The 18,896-nt window shown below is 60.4% G+C and carries 17 protein-coding genes; 6 read left to right on the forward strand and 11 right to left on the reverse strand.

Annotation, left to right across the window (positions count from 1 at the left end):
- The first annotated feature begins 39 nt into the window (after positions 1 to 39).
- Positions 40 to 981, forward strand: a complete 942-nt coding sequence (locus tag CAL20_RS04325) for a ChbG/HpnK family deacetylase (protein WP_254923900.1) — start codon at positions 40 to 42, stop codon at positions 979 to 981.
- A gap of 97 nt (positions 982 to 1,078) precedes the next feature.
- Here CAL20_RS04325 and CAL20_RS04330 read toward each other — a convergent pair whose 3' ends face one another.
- The 7 genes from CAL20_RS04330 to CAL20_RS04360 all read right to left on the reverse strand — a co-directional run bounded on the left by CAL20_RS04330 (position 1,079) and on the right by CAL20_RS04360 (position 8,284).
- Entirely contained in the window at positions 1,079 to 1,849 is a 771-nt protein-coding gene (locus CAL20_RS04330) for an enoyl-CoA hydratase/isomerase family protein (protein WP_094819845.1), read from the reverse strand.
- On the reverse strand, positions 1,842 to 2,990 hold the full coding sequence (locus CAL20_RS04335; protein ID WP_143277044.1) for an extracellular solute-binding protein: 1,149 nt from the start codon (positions 2,988 to 2,990) through the stop codon (positions 1,842 to 1,844). Before CAL20_RS04335 ends, CAL20_RS04330 begins: the two co-directional genes overlap by 8 nt.
- Entirely contained in the window at positions 2,987 to 4,183 is a 1,197-nt protein-coding gene (locus CAL20_RS04340) for a CaiB/BaiF CoA transferase family protein (protein WP_094837272.1), read from the reverse strand. The genes CAL20_RS04335 and CAL20_RS04340 overlap by 4 nt, the downstream gene beginning before the upstream one ends.
- A gap of 11 nt (positions 4,184 to 4,194) precedes the next feature.
- Positions 4,195 to 4,965, reverse strand: a complete 771-nt coding sequence (locus CAL20_RS04345; protein WP_094837273.1) for an SDR family NAD(P)-dependent oxidoreductase — start codon at positions 4,963 to 4,965, stop codon at positions 4,195 to 4,197.
- Positions 4,962 to 6,158 carry an aldose 1-epimerase family protein gene (locus CAL20_RS04350; RefSeq protein WP_094837274.1) on the reverse strand — a complete coding sequence of 399 codons (1,197 nt, stop codon included), beginning with the start codon at positions 6,156 to 6,158 and terminating at the stop codon, positions 4,962 to 4,964. The genes CAL20_RS04345 and CAL20_RS04350 overlap by 4 nt, the downstream gene beginning before the upstream one ends.
- A 77-nt stretch (positions 6,159 to 6,235) precedes the next feature.
- On the reverse strand, positions 6,236 to 7,150 hold the full coding sequence (locus tag CAL20_RS04355) for a sugar phosphate isomerase/epimerase family protein (RefSeq protein ID WP_094837275.1): 915 nt from the start codon (positions 7,148 to 7,150) through the stop codon (positions 6,236 to 6,238).
- A gap of 39 nt (positions 7,151 to 7,189) precedes the next feature.
- A complete protein-coding gene (locus CAL20_RS04360) occupies positions 7,190 to 8,284 on the reverse strand; it encodes a Gfo/Idh/MocA family protein (protein WP_094837276.1) in 1,095 nt (364 codons plus the stop codon).
- A gap of 365 nt (positions 8,285 to 8,649) precedes the next feature.
- On the opposite strand from CAL20_RS04360, the gene CAL20_RS04365 reads away from it, so the two are divergent.
- Complete coding sequence (locus tag CAL20_RS04365; RefSeq protein ID WP_094837277.1) at positions 8,650 to 9,660, forward strand: LacI family DNA-binding transcriptional regulator; 1,011 nt, start codon at positions 8,650 to 8,652, stop codon at positions 9,658 to 9,660.
- Positions 9,661 to 9,673: 13 nt separating this feature from the next.
- Here the strand turns inward: CAL20_RS04365 and CAL20_RS04370 are convergent, their stop codons facing one another.
- The 3 genes from CAL20_RS04370 to CAL20_RS04380 all read right to left on the reverse strand — a co-directional run bounded on the left by CAL20_RS04370 (position 9,674) and on the right by CAL20_RS04380 (position 12,386).
- Positions 9,674 to 10,588 (reverse strand): alpha/beta hydrolase, encoded by a 915-nt coding sequence (locus CAL20_RS04370; RefSeq protein WP_094837312.1) that lies wholly within the window; start codon positions 10,586 to 10,588, stop codon positions 9,674 to 9,676.
- A gap of 158 nt (positions 10,589 to 10,746) precedes the next feature.
- Entirely contained in the window at positions 10,747 to 11,382 is a 636-nt protein-coding gene (locus tag CAL20_RS04375) for a LysE family translocator (RefSeq protein ID WP_094837278.1), read from the reverse strand.
- Positions 11,383 to 11,462: 80 nt separating this feature from the next.
- On the reverse strand, positions 11,463 to 12,386 hold the full coding sequence (locus tag CAL20_RS04380) for a DMT family transporter (protein WP_094837279.1): 924 nt from the start codon (positions 12,384 to 12,386) through the stop codon (positions 11,463 to 11,465).
- A 156-nt stretch (positions 12,387 to 12,542) separates the two neighbouring features.
- Between CAL20_RS04380 and CAL20_RS04385 the strand changes: the two genes are divergently transcribed.
- The 4 genes from CAL20_RS04385 to fusA all read left to right on the forward strand — a co-directional run bounded on the left by CAL20_RS04385 (position 12,543) and on the right by fusA (position 17,557).
- Complete coding sequence (locus CAL20_RS04385) at positions 12,543 to 13,940, forward strand: aminotransferase-like domain-containing protein (RefSeq protein ID WP_094837280.1); 1,398 nt, start codon at positions 12,543 to 12,545, stop codon at positions 13,938 to 13,940.
- A 76-nt stretch (positions 13,941 to 14,016) separates the two neighbouring features.
- Complete coding sequence (locus tag CAL20_RS04390) at positions 14,017 to 14,364, forward strand: TIGR01244 family sulfur transferase (RefSeq protein WP_094819856.1); 348 nt, start codon at positions 14,017 to 14,019, stop codon at positions 14,362 to 14,364.
- A 91-nt stretch (positions 14,365 to 14,455) separates the two neighbouring features.
- Entirely contained in the window at positions 14,456 to 14,923 is a 468-nt protein-coding gene (locus CAL20_RS04395; protein WP_094819857.1) for a universal stress protein, read from the forward strand.
- Positions 14,924 to 15,445: 522 nt separating this feature from the next.
- Positions 15,446 to 17,557 (forward strand): elongation factor G, encoded by a 2,112-nt coding sequence (gene fusA / locus CAL20_RS04400; protein ID WP_094837281.1) that lies wholly within the window; start codon positions 15,446 to 15,448, stop codon positions 17,555 to 17,557.
- 449 nt (positions 17,558 to 18,006) lie between these two features.
- Here the strand turns inward: fusA and CAL20_RS04405 are convergent, their stop codons facing one another.
- A complete protein-coding gene (locus CAL20_RS04405) occupies positions 18,007 to 18,810 on the reverse strand; it encodes an alpha/beta fold hydrolase (RefSeq protein ID WP_094837282.1) in 804 nt (267 codons plus the stop codon).
- Positions 18,811 to 18,896: the final 86 nt, after the last annotated feature.

Here is an 18,896-nt window from a genome sequence, read left to right on the forward strand (position 1 = left end):
AGCGCTGCAATCTGCGCGACATACGGAGCGGTTATGGTCATGGCTGAAACCGCCACAGTGGCGGAAAGTGAGCCCAGCATGCCCGACGGCAACGTCCCAGCCAGACTATTCGATTACTGCCCCCAGGGTGCTCAGCCACCCGCTGGCAGTCCCTCATTGGCAGAGGGCACTGGGCAGTGGTGGAAACGCATTGTGGTATGCGGCGATGATTTTGGCATGAACGCCAGCATTGACGCCGGGATAATGAGACTCGCTCGACTGGGGCGTTTGAGCGCCGTCAGTTGTTTATCGCAGGGGCAGACATTTGCCGACCACGGGCCGAATTTACGCGAATTCGATCTGGATTTAGGCGTACATCTGAATCTGACCCAGAGCTTGGGCGATCCTGCCCAGACGCCGATCATGTCTTTGCCTGTCCTGATCGCACGCGCCTATGCAGGACGCCTGGACGAGGCATGGATCGATGCTCAGCTGGCGCGCCAGTTCGACGCCTTTGAGGCCGTGATGGGCCGCGCTCCCGATTATGTAGATGGGCATCAGCACGTGCATCAACTGCCTGGGGTGCTGCCGCGCTTGCTGCAACTGCTGGAGTCCCGCTACGGCACGCATGCGCCTTGGCTGCGTCATACGGCGCCGGGCATGCAGGACGGCATTCCCTTGCGCGAGTCGGCCAAGGCGCGTCTGGTTGGCGCATTGGGTGCGAGCGCCATCGCTCGGGTGTCCGATCGAGACGGGTGGCGCACGAATCGCCGGCTATTGGGCGTGTATGAACAGCAGGGGGGCGGACGGCGTTATTCCCGGCTGTTGCAGCGGTGGTTGCACAATGCGCGCGATGGAGACCTGGTCATGTGTCATCCGGCATTGCCTGGCGGCTGCGATGCGCTGGCATCGCAGCGCGCGGCCGAGTTCGAGGTGCTGTCGCGCCCTGACCTCGGCGATTGGATGCGTTGCAATGGGGTGCGAGTGGCGCGGCCGGCCTGACAGCAGCGTACGGCTGAGCGGACACCCTTGATCTCAGCCGTCATCCGCCACGATCCGGCAGGCGTTTGGCACGGGCAGAAAATTTGCTGCGTTGCCCTCAACGCCGCCGGAACGTAGGTGAACGTTTTTCCTGAAATGCCCGACGTCCTTCCATGGCGTCCGCAGTGGCAAAGCAGATGGTTTGCAGATCTCGTTCGTATGCCGTGGCTTGCTCCATCGGCATGCTCAGTGCCGCGCGCAGGTTGACCTTGGCGGTTTCCGCTGCAATGGGCGCGCGGGCCGCGATTGCGCCGGCAATCGCGGCGGCACGTTCGCGTAATGCATCGGAAGCAACAACTTCACTGACCAAGCCCCAACTCAAGGCCTGTTGCGCCGAGATAGGGTCGCCTGTCATCACCATCAGCGCTGCGTTCGAGGCGCCGATGGAATGCAGCAGTTGTGCCGTCATGCCGCCGCCGCCAATCCAGCCTAGCTTGATTTCGGGAGAGCCGAGCTTGGCATTGTCCGAAGCGATGCGAATATCGCACGCCAGCGCCATTTCAAGACCGCCGCCAAATGCATAGCCGTTGATTGCCGCAATGGCGGGTTTCTTGAGTGCGCGGATCAAATCGCAGTAATCGCGGCGGTTGCGGAAATCCCATGGTGTGGCGTAGCTGTCGAGTTCTACGATATCCGAGCCTGCGCAGAATGACTTGGGTCCCGCACCGGTCAGGATGACGGTACGTACGTCATCGCTTTGATTGCAAGTCTGAACGGCTTGAACCAGCAGCTCCGCCATCTCCGGCGTCATCGCATTGAGTTTTTCGGGCCGGTTCAGCTCGATCCAGGCCACATGATTTTGAATATGCAGGTTGACGAGACTAGTCACAGAGATTCCTTTCAGCAATCGTGGAGTGCGGCGCGCACAGCGTGTTCAAGCCGTCGGCCAGTTTTGCAGGCGAGGCGTGATTGAACAGCCCTTCGCGCAGAAATGCCGACGCGCGGCTTTGCAAAGCAATGAATCCATCATGACGAGGCCGCAGGCTGGCCGCACTCAGGGTGTCGAACGTATCGAAATAGAAATGGCTGCTGTCTGCATTGACGGCTGGGTCTCGCCAGCTGGATAGGTGGCTAGGCTGGCCGGCATGCTGTGGAATGAAATGAGTTTGCGTGTCTTCGCTGAGCAGCCACAGCAGATGCTCGATCAGTGACGCATCGACCGCGCAGCGTCGCGAAATCGCGATACCAGTGCCGCCGAGAATAGAGCCGGGCGCATGCGATGCGACGCGCGGTGCATTGTGAAACGTCAATGCGGTACCTGCGGCGGCTCGTGTGTAGTTTACGTAGCCATAGACCAAGGGACATAGCACCACGTCGTCGTGCATGGTCATGTGATGCAGCAGGGAAATCGGGTTGGCGTCTCGTACGGAAACGGGGCTGAGTGCAGCAAGTTCGACCAGCCATTCGCAGGCTTGTTGAAGGACTGCCGGCTGATGCCAGCGTCTGCCGTCATCTAAATTGAGGTCCGGGTCCAGCGCGGCGCACATCGACAACAGCGTCAGAAAGGCATGTGGACCCGCCAGCGACAGGGCGACTTGCTTAGTTTGTCGTGACAGCGCCAGTACATCCTGCCATTGCACAGGCACGGCATGATCGCCTCGCTTCAGCAGATCCGGACGTACTGCCATCACTTGTGTTGCCGCATCCAGCGGCAGCGCCCATTGCTGGCCAGCCATGTGATAGCTGGCGTAGGTCAGCCCGATGCTGTTGCGTTCTATCGAACGCAATGCCTCATCGGGCAAGAGCCGATTCAGAGGTTGCAGGCAGCCTTGGGTCAAGGCTTCGCCCAAGTGCGGGTGATCGAGCACGATCAGATCGTACTGCTCGCACAATTGCGCGATGGGGGCGGATTCGAAGCCTTCGAGCGAATGCGTATGCCAGTCGATTAATCCAGTCTGGTCTGCAGCGGCTTGTAAAGCGGCATAACCTCTAGGGTGATCCCAGGTCAAGCCTCGCCAACGCCGGCTCATGCCTGTTCTCCGCACACAATGGCGCCGTGCGCTTCAAAGGACGCGATACGATCCGCATCGAAGCCGTACTCACGCAGAATCTGCGCGCTGTGTTGGCCAGTCAAGGGCGCACCGCGCTCCACTCGCGCAGGCGTTTTGGTAAAACGAATGGGAAACCCCGGCGTTTTGACGTGGCCTTCAGTGGGGTGGTCATATTCGACAAAAGTCCCGTTGTGCGCGATCTGCGGGTCGGCCACCAACTCGGCATAGCCGTAGACAGGGCTGCACCAGATACCGGCGACGTTGAGCCGTTCGAACCAGTCCTTTGTCGTGCGCTGTGTCATCGCCTCGCGCACCAGACGGAAAATCTCGTCCCGGTGATTCCAGCCAGCTGCCTCATCGGCATAGTCGAGCAGCGCGGGCTGTTCCAGCTCGCGCGCCAGCACGGCCATGTCAGGCATGGCCAGCGCCAGATAGCCGTCTTGCGTCGCAAAGGTGCCGTAGGGCGCGCGAATATAGCTGTGCGCATGGGGTTCGGCGCTGCGGGTCTGTGGCTTGCCGCCGACCGTGAAGACGGACAATTCCTGCATTTGCAGCGTTGTAATCGCGTCCAGCATGTTGACTTCGACTTTCTGGCCTTCGCCGGTGCGTTCGCGATGAAGCAGCGCGGCCAATACGCCCTCAAAGGCGCAGTAGGCAGTGACCGCGTCCACCAGGTATTGACCAGCGGCACGCGGCGCCTCGCCATCGCGGCCGGCCGACAGCATGGCGCCGGACATGGCCTGCAACAGCAAATCCTGTCCGGGCCGGCGGGCATAGGGCCCGTCTTCGCCGAATCCCGACATCGAGACATATATCAGCCTCGGATTCAACGCCGACAGGCTTTCATAGTCGACGCCCAGGCGCTGAGCGACGCCGGGACGGTAGTTTTGAATGAACACATCGGCCTGGCTCGCCATCTGGCGAATGATGGTCTGGCCGTCCTCGCTTTTCAGGTCGACGGCGAGCGAGCGTTTGTTGCGGTTGAGCGAAAGAAAGGACACATTGATTTTGTTGCCTTTGATCCCGCCCGCAGGCGCATGGCGTTGCCATTCGCCTTCCTTGGGTTCGATCTTGATCACGTCCGCGCCCAGGTCGCCCAGCCGCTGTGCGGCAAATGGACCTGCCATGGCAATCGAGCAATCCAGGACCTTGTAACCCGTCAAAATTCCCATGATGAAACCTTTCAGTGCATGACCCAGCCGCCGTTGACAGCGAGGGTCTGGCCGGTGATGAAACCCGCTTCTTCGGAAGCGAGGAATACGATGGCAGCCGCGATGTCGTTGGCGTGGCCGCGCCGTTTGATGGACTGGCGCTCGAGAACCATGCGCTCGTAGCCGGGCAGGTCGGGATGGATAGCCTCTGCCGCGGTAGGAAAGGCGCCTGGCGAGATGGCGTTGCAGGTGATGCCCGATGCGCCGAATTCCCGTGCCAGGGCGCGTGTGTTGCCGAGCATGGCGCCCTTGGATTCGACATACGGCTGCAGCAGTTCCCAGCCGCCCGACAGCGTGATGGACACGATGTTGATGATGCGGCCCCACTGTTGTTGCTGCATGCCGGGCAGGGCGGCGCGTACGATCTGCAATGCGGCCGAGACGTTGATGCGATGAATCAGCGCGCGATCATCGTCGCTGTAGTCTTCGAAACGTTTGGATGGGTAGATGGCGGCATTGTTGATCACGACATCGATGGCGTGATCAGCAGTCATCGAATCCAACGTGCGTTGCAGCGCAGCGGTATCGGCCAGATCCACGGACAGGGCCTGCAATTGACTGGCGAGTTCGGCAGGCACGGCCTCTTGCAATTGTCGCAGTGCTTCGGCATCGCGGTCCAAGGCAAACAGTTGTGCGCCTTGGCGCAGCAGCGCCAGGCTGACGCCGTGCCCTAGCCCTCCGCCAGCCCCCGTCAGCAGGACGCGGCGGCCTTGCAAGGAGAACGACATGCCCGATGTGTTCATGTCGAGGCTCCCGAGTCTGTGCTGCGGTTCAGGGGTAGAAACTCGCCGGAGAGCGCTGGATAGTCTTCTCCTGGCTGCGGTGCGATGGCGCGTATGCGTTGTTCGCATTGCGCGATGTCGTTGGCATCGCCCAGGATGCGGATGCACGTGTCGTAACGGCGTTCTTCTGCATGCTCTAGCCAGATGAGTTCGCCGCGTTCACGGGCTGCGCCTTCGCCCAGCACATGATTGGTGGACGGCTCGATTCCCATGGCATATTGCCCGGCTTGAAAATTCTGCCATTGATATTGGCAAGGGAATTGATCTTTGCGCGTGGTGACTTCGATACCGATATTCAGGCGATCATTCACCAGCGCGACGGGCACGTAGCCGTCCCCGTCCGCTTTCATTTCGTGCTGCCACACTTGTTCGTGGAATCCCAGTTGCGGTGCAGGCATGCGTTGATAGCCTACGCCTTGTGCACGGTAGTCATTGGCATGGGCGGCCCAGACGACGTCCTGGATAGGGGCGAGATAACGAGAAGCCTCATCCAGCACGGGATAGCCGACGTTCAAGTGATAGCAGAACATGTGCGGCGTGCGGTAAAAACCACGATTGACGACCCGGTCGTGCAATTGAATATCGTTGGTGCCGACCTCGATTTCGATACGCCGGTGCAGCTCCAGATGTTCGCCAAACACAGTGCCTTGCGACACCATGCCCTCGGCCCATAGAAAGCATCTGTCGCCGTCCCAGCGTTCGCCATAGCCTGTCAGGCGCGCGGGAATGGTGCCGACGCGGCCGTGAATCGAGTGCTGTACCTTTTCTCGAGGCTTATAGACGTAGTTGTCCGCCGGCGAATCATGCATAAACAGGATGTGATCCAGGCCACACGTGATCATCAGGCCAGAGAACGATCGCATCCATCCCAGCCCTGATTCGCCCTCGTATTCATGCAGCCCGGGATGGCGAAAGCCCGCCGGCGAATGCCAGCCCACGGCATAGCCACGGAACTCGCATTCGGCGATGTCCATGGCGCGATCGACCAGCACGGTAAATCGCAGTCCTGTGCCGCTGCGAAACTCCAGCAGCCGGATATCCCGTTCAACGCCGTCCTGCAGCGTGACGAGCCGCACGCCGGCAAACTGCGCCAGTTGTCCGCAGCGCGATTCGATTTGTTGCCGGTTCATGGCGGTGGCATATAACTGTGCCATGGATGCTTCTACTCCAGAGGCCGGTGCGCTACTGCACCGGAGATGGTGAAATGACTAGAGGTGCGCGTGTATACAGATCACACGCCGTTGGCCAGCAGCTTGCCGTCCAGGAATGCCTTGGCGCGCGGGACGTCGTCTTCGGTCAAGTGCTCGATGATGATGGGGATGTTGGGATGGCGTTTGGCCAGGCGCTGCAAATACAGGTCGTAATTCAGGCTGCCCAGTCCCGGAGCCGGCAATTCGATTTCGCCCACGCCTCGGAACGTATGGCTTTCAGCAGCATCAGCATCGCCGATATCGCTGTGTTTTTCGGATTTATCGCCCTCGGCGCGCTTGACGTCTTTGGCGTGTGCAATGCAGATCTTGTCGGACAGCGCATCGAAGACCTGATTGAGCGTCTTGTCCATATCGTCGATGTTGTGATCTTCGAAATAATTCGTCGGGTCCATCAACAAACCCAGGCCAGGATGATTGACCTCGGCAAACATGCGCAGCGTTTCCTCTACCGAGCCCACGACGTTGTTGACGTAGGTCTCCAGCAAAAATATCGCGCCATGATCGTAGGCATGTTGTGCCAGGTCTTGAATCACCGAACGGCATTGTTCCCAGCCTTCTTCGGTCTTGTTTTTCGGGTGATGCACCCAATCGCTATCGGTGGCGAACGTGCCGGTCTCAGAGATCACGTAGGGGGATCCCAGATACTGAGCGTGCGCGATGATTTCCTTCAGGTAGCCATTGCGACGTTGCCGTTCTGCGGGCTCGGGATGCACGATGTTGGTGTAGGCCGAGATACAAGAGATGGGCAGGTTATGTTCGCGAAAGGTATCGCGGATGCGTTTGCATTTTTCAGGAGTGATCTGGCCTGCGCTGAGGTCCATGTCCTTGAAATGCAGGTCCAATTGCACGGTGTTGAAGCCTTGTGCCCGGATTTTGGCGGCCGAGGTGGCGAGGTCGTACGGGAAATAGCCTGAAAAAATGCCGGTTTGAATCACGTTTGTCTCCTTGGTGCAGGGCGGTGCCGCCCCTTTGGTTTACTTGTGTTGGATCGGAACTTCGTCCAGGCGTACCGTCCGGCGCTCGGCATCGGATAGATACGCAGCCTCGACCAGCGCCATGGTTTTGACGTTGTCGGCAACCGTCAGCGCGGGCTCGGTGCCGCTGGCCAGTGCGTACTGCAGTTGTTCCATCACACCGATAAAGGCCTGCGGAAACCACATGGAGGACCATTCGGGCGTGACCCATTGGCCTTGCGTAGCCTGTTTCGACGTGTAGGACAGCGTGGAGGGCTGGCCGTGCGGCCAGCCTATAGTGCCCTTTGCCACGCCCTCGGTACCCTCGACTCGCCAATGGATGTATTGGTCGTCGGCGTGGCCCTCGCCGCGAGGCCCGGCCCATACGTCTTCCAATGACAAGGCCATGAGCCCGGATGCGAATTGCAGCGTCGTGGTGACGATGCCGTCGTGATGGGGAAATGTCGTGCGCGGGTCGCTGCGGGTGAGGGTGGTAACGTGAGTCGGCTCGCCAAACAGATAGCGCAGCACGTCCAGGTGATGCACGCTCATGTTCGAGAGCGTGAGGCGATCATAGTCAGCTAAGAAACCCTGCCAGTGTGGAATGGCATGCATGTCGATCTGGGCCAGCACAGGGGTACCGAGCACGCCTTGGTCGAGTAACTGCTTGAGCACGCGCATGGATTGGTCATAGCGCATGTTCTGATTGACCGATAGCAGTTTGCCGGCGCGCTGAGCCTCATCACGCAATGCGATGGCTTCCGGCAAAGACAACGCTAATGGTTTCTGCGCCAGGATTGCTTTGACGTTGGGTGCGGCAAGTGCAGCGCGGATCAGTGCGGGTTGCTGATCCGGCGGGAAAGCAATATCGACGATGTCGACGTCAGGATCGTTGATGAGCGCTTGGGGCGAATCATGGACCCGCCCGATCTCCCATCGTTGCGCGACGGCCTGCGCTTTGCTCGGCGTGCGCGAGGCAATGGCGACCACTTGAAAACCCGCTTCACGATAGGCCGCGAGATGACATTCCGCCATGATCATCCCTGCGCCGATGCAACCAATACGAAACTGGCGTTCTCGCACCGGCGGGTCGGGCTGGAGGGTAAGAGGGGGCATGGCGGTCTCCGATGGCTGGCCAGTCTTGCGAGTCAGGCAGAAAGCCCAACTCGAAGCGAGCGCTTGATTGATCTAATTGGAGGTCATTATTACATCATTTCCATCTTTAAATAACATCAATAAACATCAGAAATAGCCCTTATCGACAGAAAGAAAGTCATTCTTTACGTGCAGCAGGCCTGTGCCGGCCGCGCGCAGTGGCATCAGAGGGCGCGCTGCGCACTGCCTATTACCCGAGCACACAGCGCAAAATCCCTTGGTGTTCGCATTCTTGATTCAATCACATCATTTTGATGTAATTAAATCAAATTGATGTGATATGATCCATCCCCATACCGACTGATGATGACGTTAAGGTGACCACGATGGCGCGAGCCACCATCACGACGATTGCCGAGGCCGCGGGGGTCTCTACTGCCACCGTCGACCGTGTGCTGAATGGGCGCGAAGGCGTACGCCGCCAGACGCGGGACCACGTCTTGGCGATCGCGCGCAAGCTGGGGTACGGCGCCGAGCTGGGCCAATCCGAGAGCACCGCCATGCGCCTCGATTTTGTGCTGCCCGCCGGCGATAACAGTTTTATGGTGCTGTTGCGCCAGCATCTGCAGGCCGAGGCGCAACGCCGCCCAGATATTCAGGCGAGATTGCATTTGGTTGAGGGCTTTAATGCCGACAAGCTGGCGGCGCAGCTCTATCAACTGAAGGGCAATACCGATGGCGTCGGGCTGGTCGGGCTGGACGACCCTCAGGTTCGAGACGCCATCGCTGCATTGCAAGTCGGCGGTATTCCCGTGTGCACCTTGGTGTCGGATATTCCGACGTCATCGCGCATCGGTTATGTGGGTATAGATAATCGCGCGGCGGGGCGGCTGGCTGCCAGCTTGCTGGGGCGCTTTTTGCCGCCGGGCGTATCGCAGGGGGTGACGGTATTTCTGGGCTCGCTCGCCTACCGTGGACACGAGGAGCGCGAAATGGGTTTTCGAGCGTTGCTCAACGAGGAGTTCCCGCACCTGAAGATCGAGCGCATGCTGGAAATCGGTGATGATCGCGCTCGTGCTTATGAGTTGACTCGGCAGGTGTTGCAGCAGTCCACGCCGGCGGGCATCTATAACGTCGGTGCCGGCAACTCAGGCATCGGCCGCGCCTTGCAAGAGGCCGGCGTGCAGCGCCAGGTCGTGTTTGTGGGACACGATCTGACGACGACCTCGCGGCAGTTTCTGCTGGATCGCACGATGGATGCGGTGATAGATCAAAATCCTCGCGTCGAGGCGCGCGAGGCGATCAGCATGCTTGCTGCAGCGGTGCGAGGATTGTCTGAGCCGACATATATGCCACGGCTGCAAGTGATTTTTCGCGAAAACATTCCATCGAGCTGACGCGCCGCAGTTTTTATCCCGCCGACTGCGAGGCGGTATTGTCGGCAGCTGCAGCTGGATAGGCCTTGCCCGCGTCGCGAATAAAGTCCCGCACAGCGGTCTCGTAAACTGCACCGCTGCGGATCGCGCCGGAATGCGAGGCACCCTCGATTTTGATGACGCGTTTGAGATTTTCCGGGACTTTGACGGCTGCTGCGAAAAGTTCATCGCTCATGGTGTGCGGCACGACGCGGTCTGCCGTGCCGTGTAAAAACAGCATAGGCGTGTTTAACGTTGCCAGCTTTTCCACGGACGCAAAGGGCTGCGTCACCAACAGACTCGCACCGGGAAGCTTGCCCCATTTCAACGTACCCAGCATGGCGGCAATGCTGGTAAAACTGGATTCGACGATCAACCCCGCAAAGGCAGGCATATCGGGACGCGACGCCAGATCGATCGCAATTGCGCCGCCCAGGCTATGGCCGTAGACAAATCGCTTGGCGGGATCGGGTTGGCGGCGAGCGAGTTCGTGTAACGCTGCAGAGGCGTCCTCGAATGCGGAGTCTTCCGATGGCAATCGCGGTGTCGATTGGCCAAAGCCGCGGTAGTCGATGGCCAGCACCGAATAGCCCATGCGAGTCCAGCCGGACATGCGAAAGGCGCTACCGTTCAGATTCCAGCGCGCGCCGTGCAGATAGAGCACGGTCGGGGCCGACGTGTTCGGATGTTGCCAATACCAGGCATGGACCTTGTCGCCGTCTTCCAGCGTCAGATCAAAAACCTTCGTGCCGGTCGGCGGCTCGCTCCACCAACGCTGCGGTTCGGGCTCGGGAGAAAAAATCGCTTGCCGTTGCCAGGCATCGAGTTGCGTGCAGCCGACCACGCTGGCACAAGCCAGCAGACCGACGACGATAAGGCGCCGTAAAGAGAATCGCGGCAGCAAAGACATAAGCAAGGTGGCCACAGTCTCTGCGGCCGAATACGGAATGCGTTGTCGATCATACACTGCGTCGCGTCATCAAGGCGCGAGCCGGTTGCGCAGCGTAATGGCGATGTATTTGCCGCCGAGGTGACGAGCTAGGGACGACGTCGACGAACGGATCGTTCCTAGATCATGTCCTGCACAATGGGATATAGCGATGCGACCAGCAACAAGGCCATGCCGATATTGAACATCCGTATCGCGTGCGGGCGGTGCAGAAATTTCTGCAGAGCGGCGCCAAAAGCGACCCAGACGCCCAGGCTGGGCAGGTTGACCAGGCAGCACACCAGCGCCGCAAGCATCAGGTTCCAGTAAAACCCCGTTTGCGGGGTATACGTGACGATGATGCCCACGGTCATGATCCATGCTTTCGGATTGACCCATTGGAACAGTGCGGCCTGCAGAAAGCTGAAGGGCCGGCTGCGCTGCTCACCGCTTTCGAGGGGGCCGGATTGGGCAATTTTCCAGGCCAGGTAAAGCAGATAGGCAGCGCCCACGTATTTCAGCACGGTATAGAGCCACGGGAACTGATGAAAGACGGTATCCAGTCCGAGTCCGACCAGGATCAGCATGAGCGTGAACCCCAGGTTCACCCCTAGCATGTGGGGAATCGTGCGGCGAAAGCCAAAGTTCAGGCCCGATGAGGCCAGCATGATGTTGTTCGGCCCGGGCGTGATGGAGGTGACCAGAGCGAATAGCGATAGCGGGCCCAGCAAGAGCCAGAGTTGTTCGCTGGAGGGCATGGCGGTGGCGAGAGACATGATGGATCGAGGCCAATGACAATGACAATGACTGAGTGCTAGGTGCTAGGTGCTAGGTGCTAGGTGCTAGGTGCTAGGTGCTAAGCTGCTTTTTTCACGATAGCGCGGCGGCCGCCTGCGATGATGGCAATGACAGCCAGCGCAAACACAAAAGTCATCGGCTCAACCGGCTCATGAAACAACCACGCAGCGGCCAATACGGTCAAAAAGGGCTGCAACAGTTGTACCTGCCCGACGCGCGCGATACCGCCAATCGCCAAGCCGCGATACCACGCGAAAAACCCCAGGAACATCGACCCGAACGCCAGATAGGCAAATGCGCCGAGGACGCCTATGTCGGGCCAGCCGCTGGTCGTGACCAGATCCACGCCCATCCAGATGACGGGAACGGCCAGGACAGGTGCGCTGATGACCAGCGCCCAACAAATCGTCCGTGCGCCGCCGAGGGTGCGCGAGGCCCGGGCGCCTTCGGCGTACCCCATGCCGCCGAGGATGACGGCCACCAATAGCCACAGATCACCCGTCTGCAGGCTGCCATGGCCTTGGCGCAACGCATAAGTCATGACCAGAATAGCTCCCGCGCCGGCCCAGCCCCAGAATGCGCCCGACGGGCGTTCGCCGCTGCGCCACGCTGCAAAAATCGCCGTGCAAAGCGGCAGCAATCCATTAAAGACTGCGCCGTGCGAGGACGACACGGTGGCCATGGCCAGTGTTGAGGTCAGTGGCCACCCGACGACAATGCCCAGGGCGGCCAGAACCACTCCGCGCCACTCGTCGCGATTCGGCAGCCGGCTACGGCCCAGCCACAGCAGCAGGGCGGCCGGTACAGCCGCCACCAGCGCGCGCCCCAGGCCGATCAACAGTGGCGACATCTCAGCCACGGCAATCCGCGTCATGGGCAGGGTGAGAGAAAACACCAATACCCCGATCAGGCCGTAGCTATAACCCTCCCAGAGTGGCGAAGCGGCAGGGGCGGGCACAGCATAAGTGGTCGGGCGCGACATGATTTCGGCAGGCGTAGGTGAACGTTGTGATTTCCCACACTCTACGCAAATAAAGCGGTACAGTACCTATACACTTTTTCAGTTCACTTTGATGTCTGGCCTGGTAAAACAACCATGACAGTTGAAATATCTCCCCCTACGTCCAACTGGCGGCCGGTGCGTCAGGCCGATGCCACGCTGGTGGCCCAGTTGGCCGACGACGTTGCACGCCGTATCGATGACCAAGGTCTGCGTCCGGGAACCCGGCTGCCGTCCATTCGTACGATGGCCGAGCAGACTGGCGTCAGCCGATTCACGGTCGTCGAGGCCTACGATCGCCTGGTCGCGCGCGGTCTGGTGCAGTCGCGCCGTGGGGCAGGCTTTTTTGTGCGCGCGCGTCGCGAGCCGCTGAGCGCCGAGCAGGCTGCCAAGCCAGATTCCTTGGCGCCGCCGGCCCGCATTGATGTGACGTGGTTGCTGCGGAGCATGTTTCGCGAGCCCACGACCTCGTCCATGCCCGGGGGCGCGGGTCTTTTGCCGGCGGATTGGCTGGATCCGGACATGGTCTCGGCCGCTGTCCGTGCCGTCGGGCGTTCTGTACGCGGTAATCTGGTGTCCTATGGTTCGCCGCAGGGATACGCTCCGCTGCGTCAACAGTTGGCGTCGCGTCTGCAGGCCGAGGGCGTGCCTGCTCATCCCGAACACAATCTGCTGACCACCAACGGTGTCACGCATGGCCTGGATCTGGTCGGCCGGCATTTCGTGCAACCAGGCGACGCCGTGCTGGTCGAGGATCCCGCCTGGTTCGTGATTTTTGGGCGCTTGGCGGCGTTTGGCGCGCGCTTGATCGGGGTGCCCCGAGGGCCGGATGGCCCGGATCTGGAACAACTGGACAGGCTCGCGGCGCTGCATAAGCCGCGTTTATTCATCACCAATACGACGGTGCACAATCCGACCGGCCATACCCTGTCGGCGGGCGCTGCGTACGATATTTTGCGTTTGGCGGAGCGGCACGATTTTTGGGTGGTCGAGGACGATACGTACGGGGAATTACATCCCGGCGGCGCCGTCAAGTTGGCATCGTTGGACCGGCTGAACCGCGTCATCCTGGCCGGCGGATTCTCCAAGATGCTGGCAGCCAGTTTGCGCGTGGGTTACCTGGCGGCCAATGCCGAGGTGTTGCGCAGACTAGGGGATCTGAAAATGCTGGCAGGCCTGACGACGCCTGAATTGGGCGAGCGGGTGGTGCATCGGGTGTTGATCGAGGGCCAGTATCGCCGGCACGTCGAACGGGTGCGCGCGCGCGTCAATGCGGCTCGTGAACAGTGCCTGGCCCAACTGACGTCGTTGGGAATGACGGTGCCGCACGAGCCGCACGCCGGAATGTTTGTCTGGGCGGATTGCGGCCGTGATGCCGAGGTGCTGGCCCGCACGGCGGCCGATCGCGGCCTGTTGCTGGCACCCGGCAGTTTGTTTTCGCCTTCTCAGGCGCCCTCGACCATGTTGCGGTTCTCTGTTTCGATGGTGGACACGCCGGGAATTTGGCCGGCCTTGTCTGCAGTCTTGGCGGCCTAGGTCCGTCCAGACGCCCTATACTGATTGCTTACTGTGACCGTTTTTTCTTTCTACGTATTTACCCGAGGAAATCTTCATGTCTGACGTCCAAATTCGCCCATTGACTGAGCAGTTCGCGGTGGCCCCGCAGTTGTCGCCTGCAGACATGGCGGGAGTGGCTGCCGCGGGTTACAAGAGTGTGATCATCAATCGTCCCGACTATGAGGGCGGCCCCGACCAGCCTACGGCTGCGGATGTTTCCGCTGCGGCGCGCCAAGCGGGGCTGCAGGTGGAGTACCAGCCCGTGGTCGGCAGTGCGATGACCGCTGATGATGTGGTCCGATTTGCGGAGTTGCTGCGCACGCTGCCCGGTCCGGTGTTGGCATATTGCCGTACCGGTACGCGTTGCACGAATTTGTTCGTTGCCTCGCAGCAGCTTCCTTGATCGGCATCAAATATTGCGGAAAGCCCGCAATGTTGCGGCCGGCGTTTTCCGGTAGCATGGCATTTCCTACTAGCAGACAGGAGCAGGCATTATGTTCAAGAAAGTCTTGATTCCTACCGACGGCTCCCCGCTCTCGGCTCAGGCCGCCAATGCGGGTATCTGCTTTGCCCGGTCCGTCGGCGCCGAGGTCGTTGCCCTGCATGTGACACAGCCTTTTGCTGCCACCATCGGATTTGATGGGATGGCTGCGGCCTACGCTATCACTGACGAAGACTACGAGAAAGCGTCGGCGGAGCAGGCGGAAAAGTATCTGAAGCAGATCCTCGCGCGGGCGGAGACGGCCGGCGTCAAGGCCGACTCGCGCGCGGTGTCCAATTTCAATGTGGCCGACGGGATTGTGCAGGCGGCCAGCGAGAATGGATGCGATTTGATTTTTATTGGCAGCCACGGGCGTAGCGGGTTGTCGCGCTTGCTGCTGGGCAGCGTGACGGCGAAGGTGTTGTCCTTGGCTACCAGTGCTGTGCTGGTTTATCGCGTTAAAGAAGAAAAAAAGAAATAGCTAGGAGCTCTGTGCCGTTCTCGGGTTGAAAAGTGGCCTCTCTCTTTTGCGGGGGGGGCGGGTCGACGAGCGGCGAAGGGGCGTTTGTTGCGGCCGGACGGGAGCTTTTGCTGGCGAGAGAGAGGCGTTCTTTTGGCGCCGCCGTCCGCCGTGTAAAGGCCTCATCGGCCCTATCGCACGGACTCGCCCCGTTAGCAGGGGGCTCGGTCCGCTGCGCGGACTGGGATCCGTGCTCTACGGGCCGGTGAGGCCTTTACACGGCGGACGACGGCTCGCGGTGGGGGAATGCCATCGTCGCGAGTTTTGCCGGGCTGCTTTGATTTGTCCTGCGGATTTTTGATTTTCAACGGTCTTGTTGGGTGCGCTCCTCGCTGTGGTTTGGCGCGTCTTGACGCGCCCTTTTGCAAACCTATTGCGAGGATAGGGCTATAGGGGGTGGGCGTTATTTTGTGGGCGTAATATGCTTTGAGCGCAGGTCTATGACTGCGCTGCATCACTGGATTGAATTCACCAGGAAAGGCTATGACTCGCAAAACGCGCATCGATCAATATCGCAATATCGGTATCAGTGCCCATATCGACGCGGGCAAGACGACGACGACTGAGCGCATTCTTTTCTATACCGGGATCACCCATAAATTGGGCGAGGTGCATAACGGCGCCGCGGTGATGGACTGGATGGAGCAGGAGCAAGAGCGCGGTATTACGATCACGTCGGCGGCGACGACGGCGTTCTGGCGTGGGATGGCGGGGAATTATCCTGAACACCGCATCAATATCATTGACACCCCGGGACACGTCGATTTCACGATCGAGGTCGAGCGCTCGATGCGCGTGCTGGATGGCGCTTGTATGGTGTACGACGCGGTGGGCGGTGTGCAGCCGCAATCCGAGACGGTGTGGCGGCAGGCGAATAAATACGCTGTGCCGCGCATTGCGTTCGTGAACAAGATGGATCGTATCGGCGCGGATTTCTTTCGGGTGCAAAAGCAGATCGTCGATCGCCTGAGAGGCGATGCAGTGCCGATTCAGATTCCGGTAGGGGCCGAGGACCATTTCCAAGGTGTGGTCGATCTGGTCAAGATGAAATCCATCATCTGGGATGACGAGAGTCAGGGTGTGCGGTTCGAGTACCGCGATATTCCGGACGAGCTGCAGGATGTGGCGCGCCGATGGCATGACCATATGGTTGAAAAGGCCGCAGAGGCCGACGAGGAACTGCTGGAGAAATATCTGGCAGGCGAGGCCCTGTCCGAGGACGATATCAAGCGTGGTTTGCGCAAGCGCACGATCGCCAATGAAATCGTGCCGATGCTGTGCGGCAGCGCGTTTAAGAACAAAGGCGTGCAGGCCATGCTGGATGCGGTGATCGATTATCTGCCGTCGCCGGTGGATGTGCCCGCCATCAAGGGGCACGATGAGAAAGACCGCGACATCGAACGCCATCCGGATGACAAGGAGCCGTTTTCGGCTTTGGCATTCAAGATCATGACGGATCCCTTCGTGGGACAGCTGGTGTTCTTCCGCGTGTATTCCGGGGTGGTTAAGTCCGGCGACTCGGTGTTGAATCCGCTCAAGGGCAAAAAGGAACGTCTGGGGCGTCTATTGCAGATGCATGCCAACGAACGGCGCGAGATCAGCGAGGTGTATGCAGGCGATATCGCCGCCGCGGTGGGAATCAAAGAGGTCACCACGGGCGACACGCTGACTGACCCAGCGCATGTGATCATTCTGGAACGCATGACGTTCCCCGAGCCGGTGATTTCTCAGGCGGTGGAGCCTAAGACGAAAGCCGACCAGGAAAAGATGAGCTTGGCGCTCAACCGGTTGGCGCAGGAGGATCCTTCGTTCCGGGTGCGCACGGACGAAGAGTCCGGCCAGACGATTATTTCCGGTATGGGTGAGTTGCACCTGGAGATCTTGGTCGACCGCATGAAGCGTGAGTTCGGCGTCGAGGCCACGGTGGGCAAGCCGCAGGTGGCGTATCGCGAAACCATACGCAAGACCTGCGACGAGGTCGAGGGCAAGTTCGTGAAGCAATCGGGCGGGCGCGGCCAGTATGGTCACGTGGTGCTGAAACTCGAGCCCCAAGAGCCCGGCAAAGGCTATGAGTTCGTCGACGCGATCAAGGGCGGTGTGGTGCCGCGCGAATATATCCCGGCGGTGGACCGCGGTGTGCGCGAGAGTTTGAATGCCGGGGTGCTGGCGGGCTATCCGGTGGTGGATATCAAGGTCACGTTGGTGTTCGGTTCGTACCACGATGTCGACTCCAACGAAAACGCATTCCGGATGGCGGCTTCGATGGCGTTCAAGGAAGGCATGCGGCGCGCCAAGCCGGTGCTGCTGGAACCCATGATGCAGGTCGAGGTGGAGACGCCAGAGGAGTTCACCGGGCACGTGATGGGCGATCTGTCGTCGCGTCGGGGGATGGTGCAGGGGATGGAGGACATCGCGGGCGGCGGAGGCAAGCTCGTGCGCGCCGAGGTGCCGCTATCGGAGATGTTTGGCTATTCCACGTCGCTGCGTTCACTGACGCAGGGGCGGGCGACTTATACGATGGAGTTCAAGCACTATGCCGAGACGCCTAATCAGGTGGCGGAGCAGGTTATTGCTGCGCATGGTGGGGGGCGTTAAGGGGGGCGGCTTTGTGGTGTGTGGAGGGAGTTTGCTGACGTAGGGCGCGATGCTGCTGTTGAGCGGGCTGGGCTTTTGCGTACGTGGGGAGCGGTGTTTGGGGGAGGCGTTTGCTGGCGTCGAGTGTCGCTGTCGAGACGTCCCGGCTGGGTGCCAGGAAGGCGCACCGCCCCTATCACAGCGGCTCGGCCCATGAGCAGGGGCCTCGGTCGCCTTCGGCGACTTCCCGCTGTTCAACGGGGCGGCGCGCCTTCCTGGCACCCAGCCGGGACTCGCAGTCGTGACTGGCCACGAGTAGTACGCGGACGGTTGTAAGGCCAGTCTCGGGCAGTGGACGGGCGGTTGTTAAGGCTGGCCCCGGACGTACTCCGAGGGTTGCATTTTTCGGGGCTGCGCGGAGCGAAAGGCTGCTGCGGCAATCGATCTGGATCCGCCTCGGGTGGCCGGTGTCAGATCAAGAAGTTCTCGATCGCACTGTTGAAGGCGCGTGGGTTGCCCAGGTTCATGCCGTGGGACGAGCCCACGATGACCTCTTTGTGGGCCGAGGGCAGCCATTCTGACAGCGTTTGCAGCACGGCGGGGTAGGGGGCCGGGCTGAGTGCGCCGCCGATCAATAGCAGCGGCATGGCCAGCTTTTGGATTTGTTCGCGGCTCAGCGAGTTGAGCATTTCTGTGGCCTGCCCACGCAGTGTGGTGGCATTGTCTCGGACCATTTCTTGAAACCAAGGCACCATGCGGCGCCACGTGTCGGGGCCAGACACGGTGTCGACAAAGAGCGCCAGGCCGGCATCCAGTTCGCCGTCGTCGATCAATTTCAGTGAGCGCTGACGAAAGCCGCCACGATCGTCGGCGGACGGGTTGGGCGCCAATGGCCCGGGATCCGCGAGTGTCAGCGTGCGGACGCGTCTGGGTTCGCGCAGGGCGGCCTCGAGGGCGACGCGGGCGCCACGAGAGTGGCCGACGACATGCGCTGCGCCTTCGCCGACTGTCTCGATAAAGGCCAGCAGGTCGTCGACGTGTTGATCGACGGAAAAGGGACCGCCGTCCCACTCTTGCGGCCAATAGTGGCGCAGGCTGGGGGCAAGCACGCGAAAGGACCGGCCCAGTGGGCCCATCTGAGATTTCCAATACCTGCAGTCACACAATGACCCGTGCACCAAAACCAGCGGCGTGCCCTGACCGTGTTCGGTGTAGGTCATCGCATAGTCGTTGATATAAGTGGTTTGCAGGGGCAGTTGAGGTTCAGAACGCATGGTGGGCACGGAGGGAATCAAGCTCGTGATTCTAGCGCTCCGGGCGGTTTCAGGTCTTTGCGCCCCAGTCGCTGATACACTCATTG

It is taken from the genome of Bordetella genomosp. 4, assembly GCF_002261185.1.
Taxonomy (GTDB): domain Bacteria; phylum Pseudomonadota; class Gammaproteobacteria; order Burkholderiales; family Burkholderiaceae_B; genus Bordetella_A.

Excerpts from the sequence above, each read along its gene's own strand:
- CAL20_RS04370 (WP_094837312.1), bottom strand. The coding sequence starts at position 10,588 with ATGTCTTTGCTGCCGCGATTCTCTTTACGGCGCCTTATCGTCGTCGGT.
- CAL20_RS04325 (WP_254923900.1), top strand. The coding sequence starts at position 40 with ATGGCTGAAACCGCCACAGTGGCGGAAAGTGAGCCCAGCATGCCCGAC.
- fusA (WP_094837281.1), top strand. The coding sequence starts at position 15,446 with ATGACTCGCAAAACGCGCATCGATCAATATCGCAATATCGGTATCAGT.
- CAL20_RS04390 (WP_094819856.1), top strand. The coding sequence starts at position 14,017 with ATGTCTGACGTCCAAATTCGCCCATTGACTGAGCAGTTCGCGGTGGCC.
- CAL20_RS04335 (WP_143277044.1), bottom strand. The coding sequence starts at position 2,990 with ATGAGCCGGCGTTGGCGAGGCTTGACCTGGGATCACCCTAGAGGTTAT.
- CAL20_RS04345 (WP_094837273.1), bottom strand. The coding sequence starts at position 4,965 with ATGAACACATCGGGCATGTCGTTCTCCTTGCAAGGCCGCCGCGTCCTG.
- CAL20_RS04340 (WP_094837272.1), bottom strand. The coding sequence starts at position 4,183 with ATGGGAATTTTGACGGGTTACAAGGTCCTGGATTGCTCGATTGCCATG.
- CAL20_RS04380 (WP_094837279.1), bottom strand. The coding sequence starts at position 12,386 with ATGTCGCGCCCGACCACTTATGCTGTGCCCGCCCCTGCCGCTTCGCCA.
- CAL20_RS04375 (WP_094837278.1), bottom strand. The coding sequence starts at position 11,382 with ATGTCTCTCGCCACCGCCATGCCCTCCAGCGAACAACTCTGGCTCTTG.
- CAL20_RS04350 (WP_094837274.1), bottom strand. The coding sequence starts at position 6,158 with ATGGCACAGTTATATGCCACCGCCATGAACCGGCAACAAATCGAATCG.
- CAL20_RS04395 (WP_094819857.1), top strand. The coding sequence starts at position 14,456 with ATGTTCAAGAAAGTCTTGATTCCTACCGACGGCTCCCCGCTCTCGGCT.
- CAL20_RS04405 (WP_094837282.1), bottom strand. The coding sequence starts at position 18,810 with ATGCGTTCTGAACCTCAACTGCCCCTGCAAACCACTTATATCAACGAC.
- CAL20_RS04365 (WP_094837277.1), top strand. The coding sequence starts at position 8,650 with ATGGCGCGAGCCACCATCACGACGATTGCCGAGGCCGCGGGGGTCTCT.
- CAL20_RS04360 (WP_094837276.1), bottom strand. The coding sequence starts at position 8,284 with ATGCCCCCTCTTACCCTCCAGCCCGACCCGCCGGTGCGAGAACGCCAG.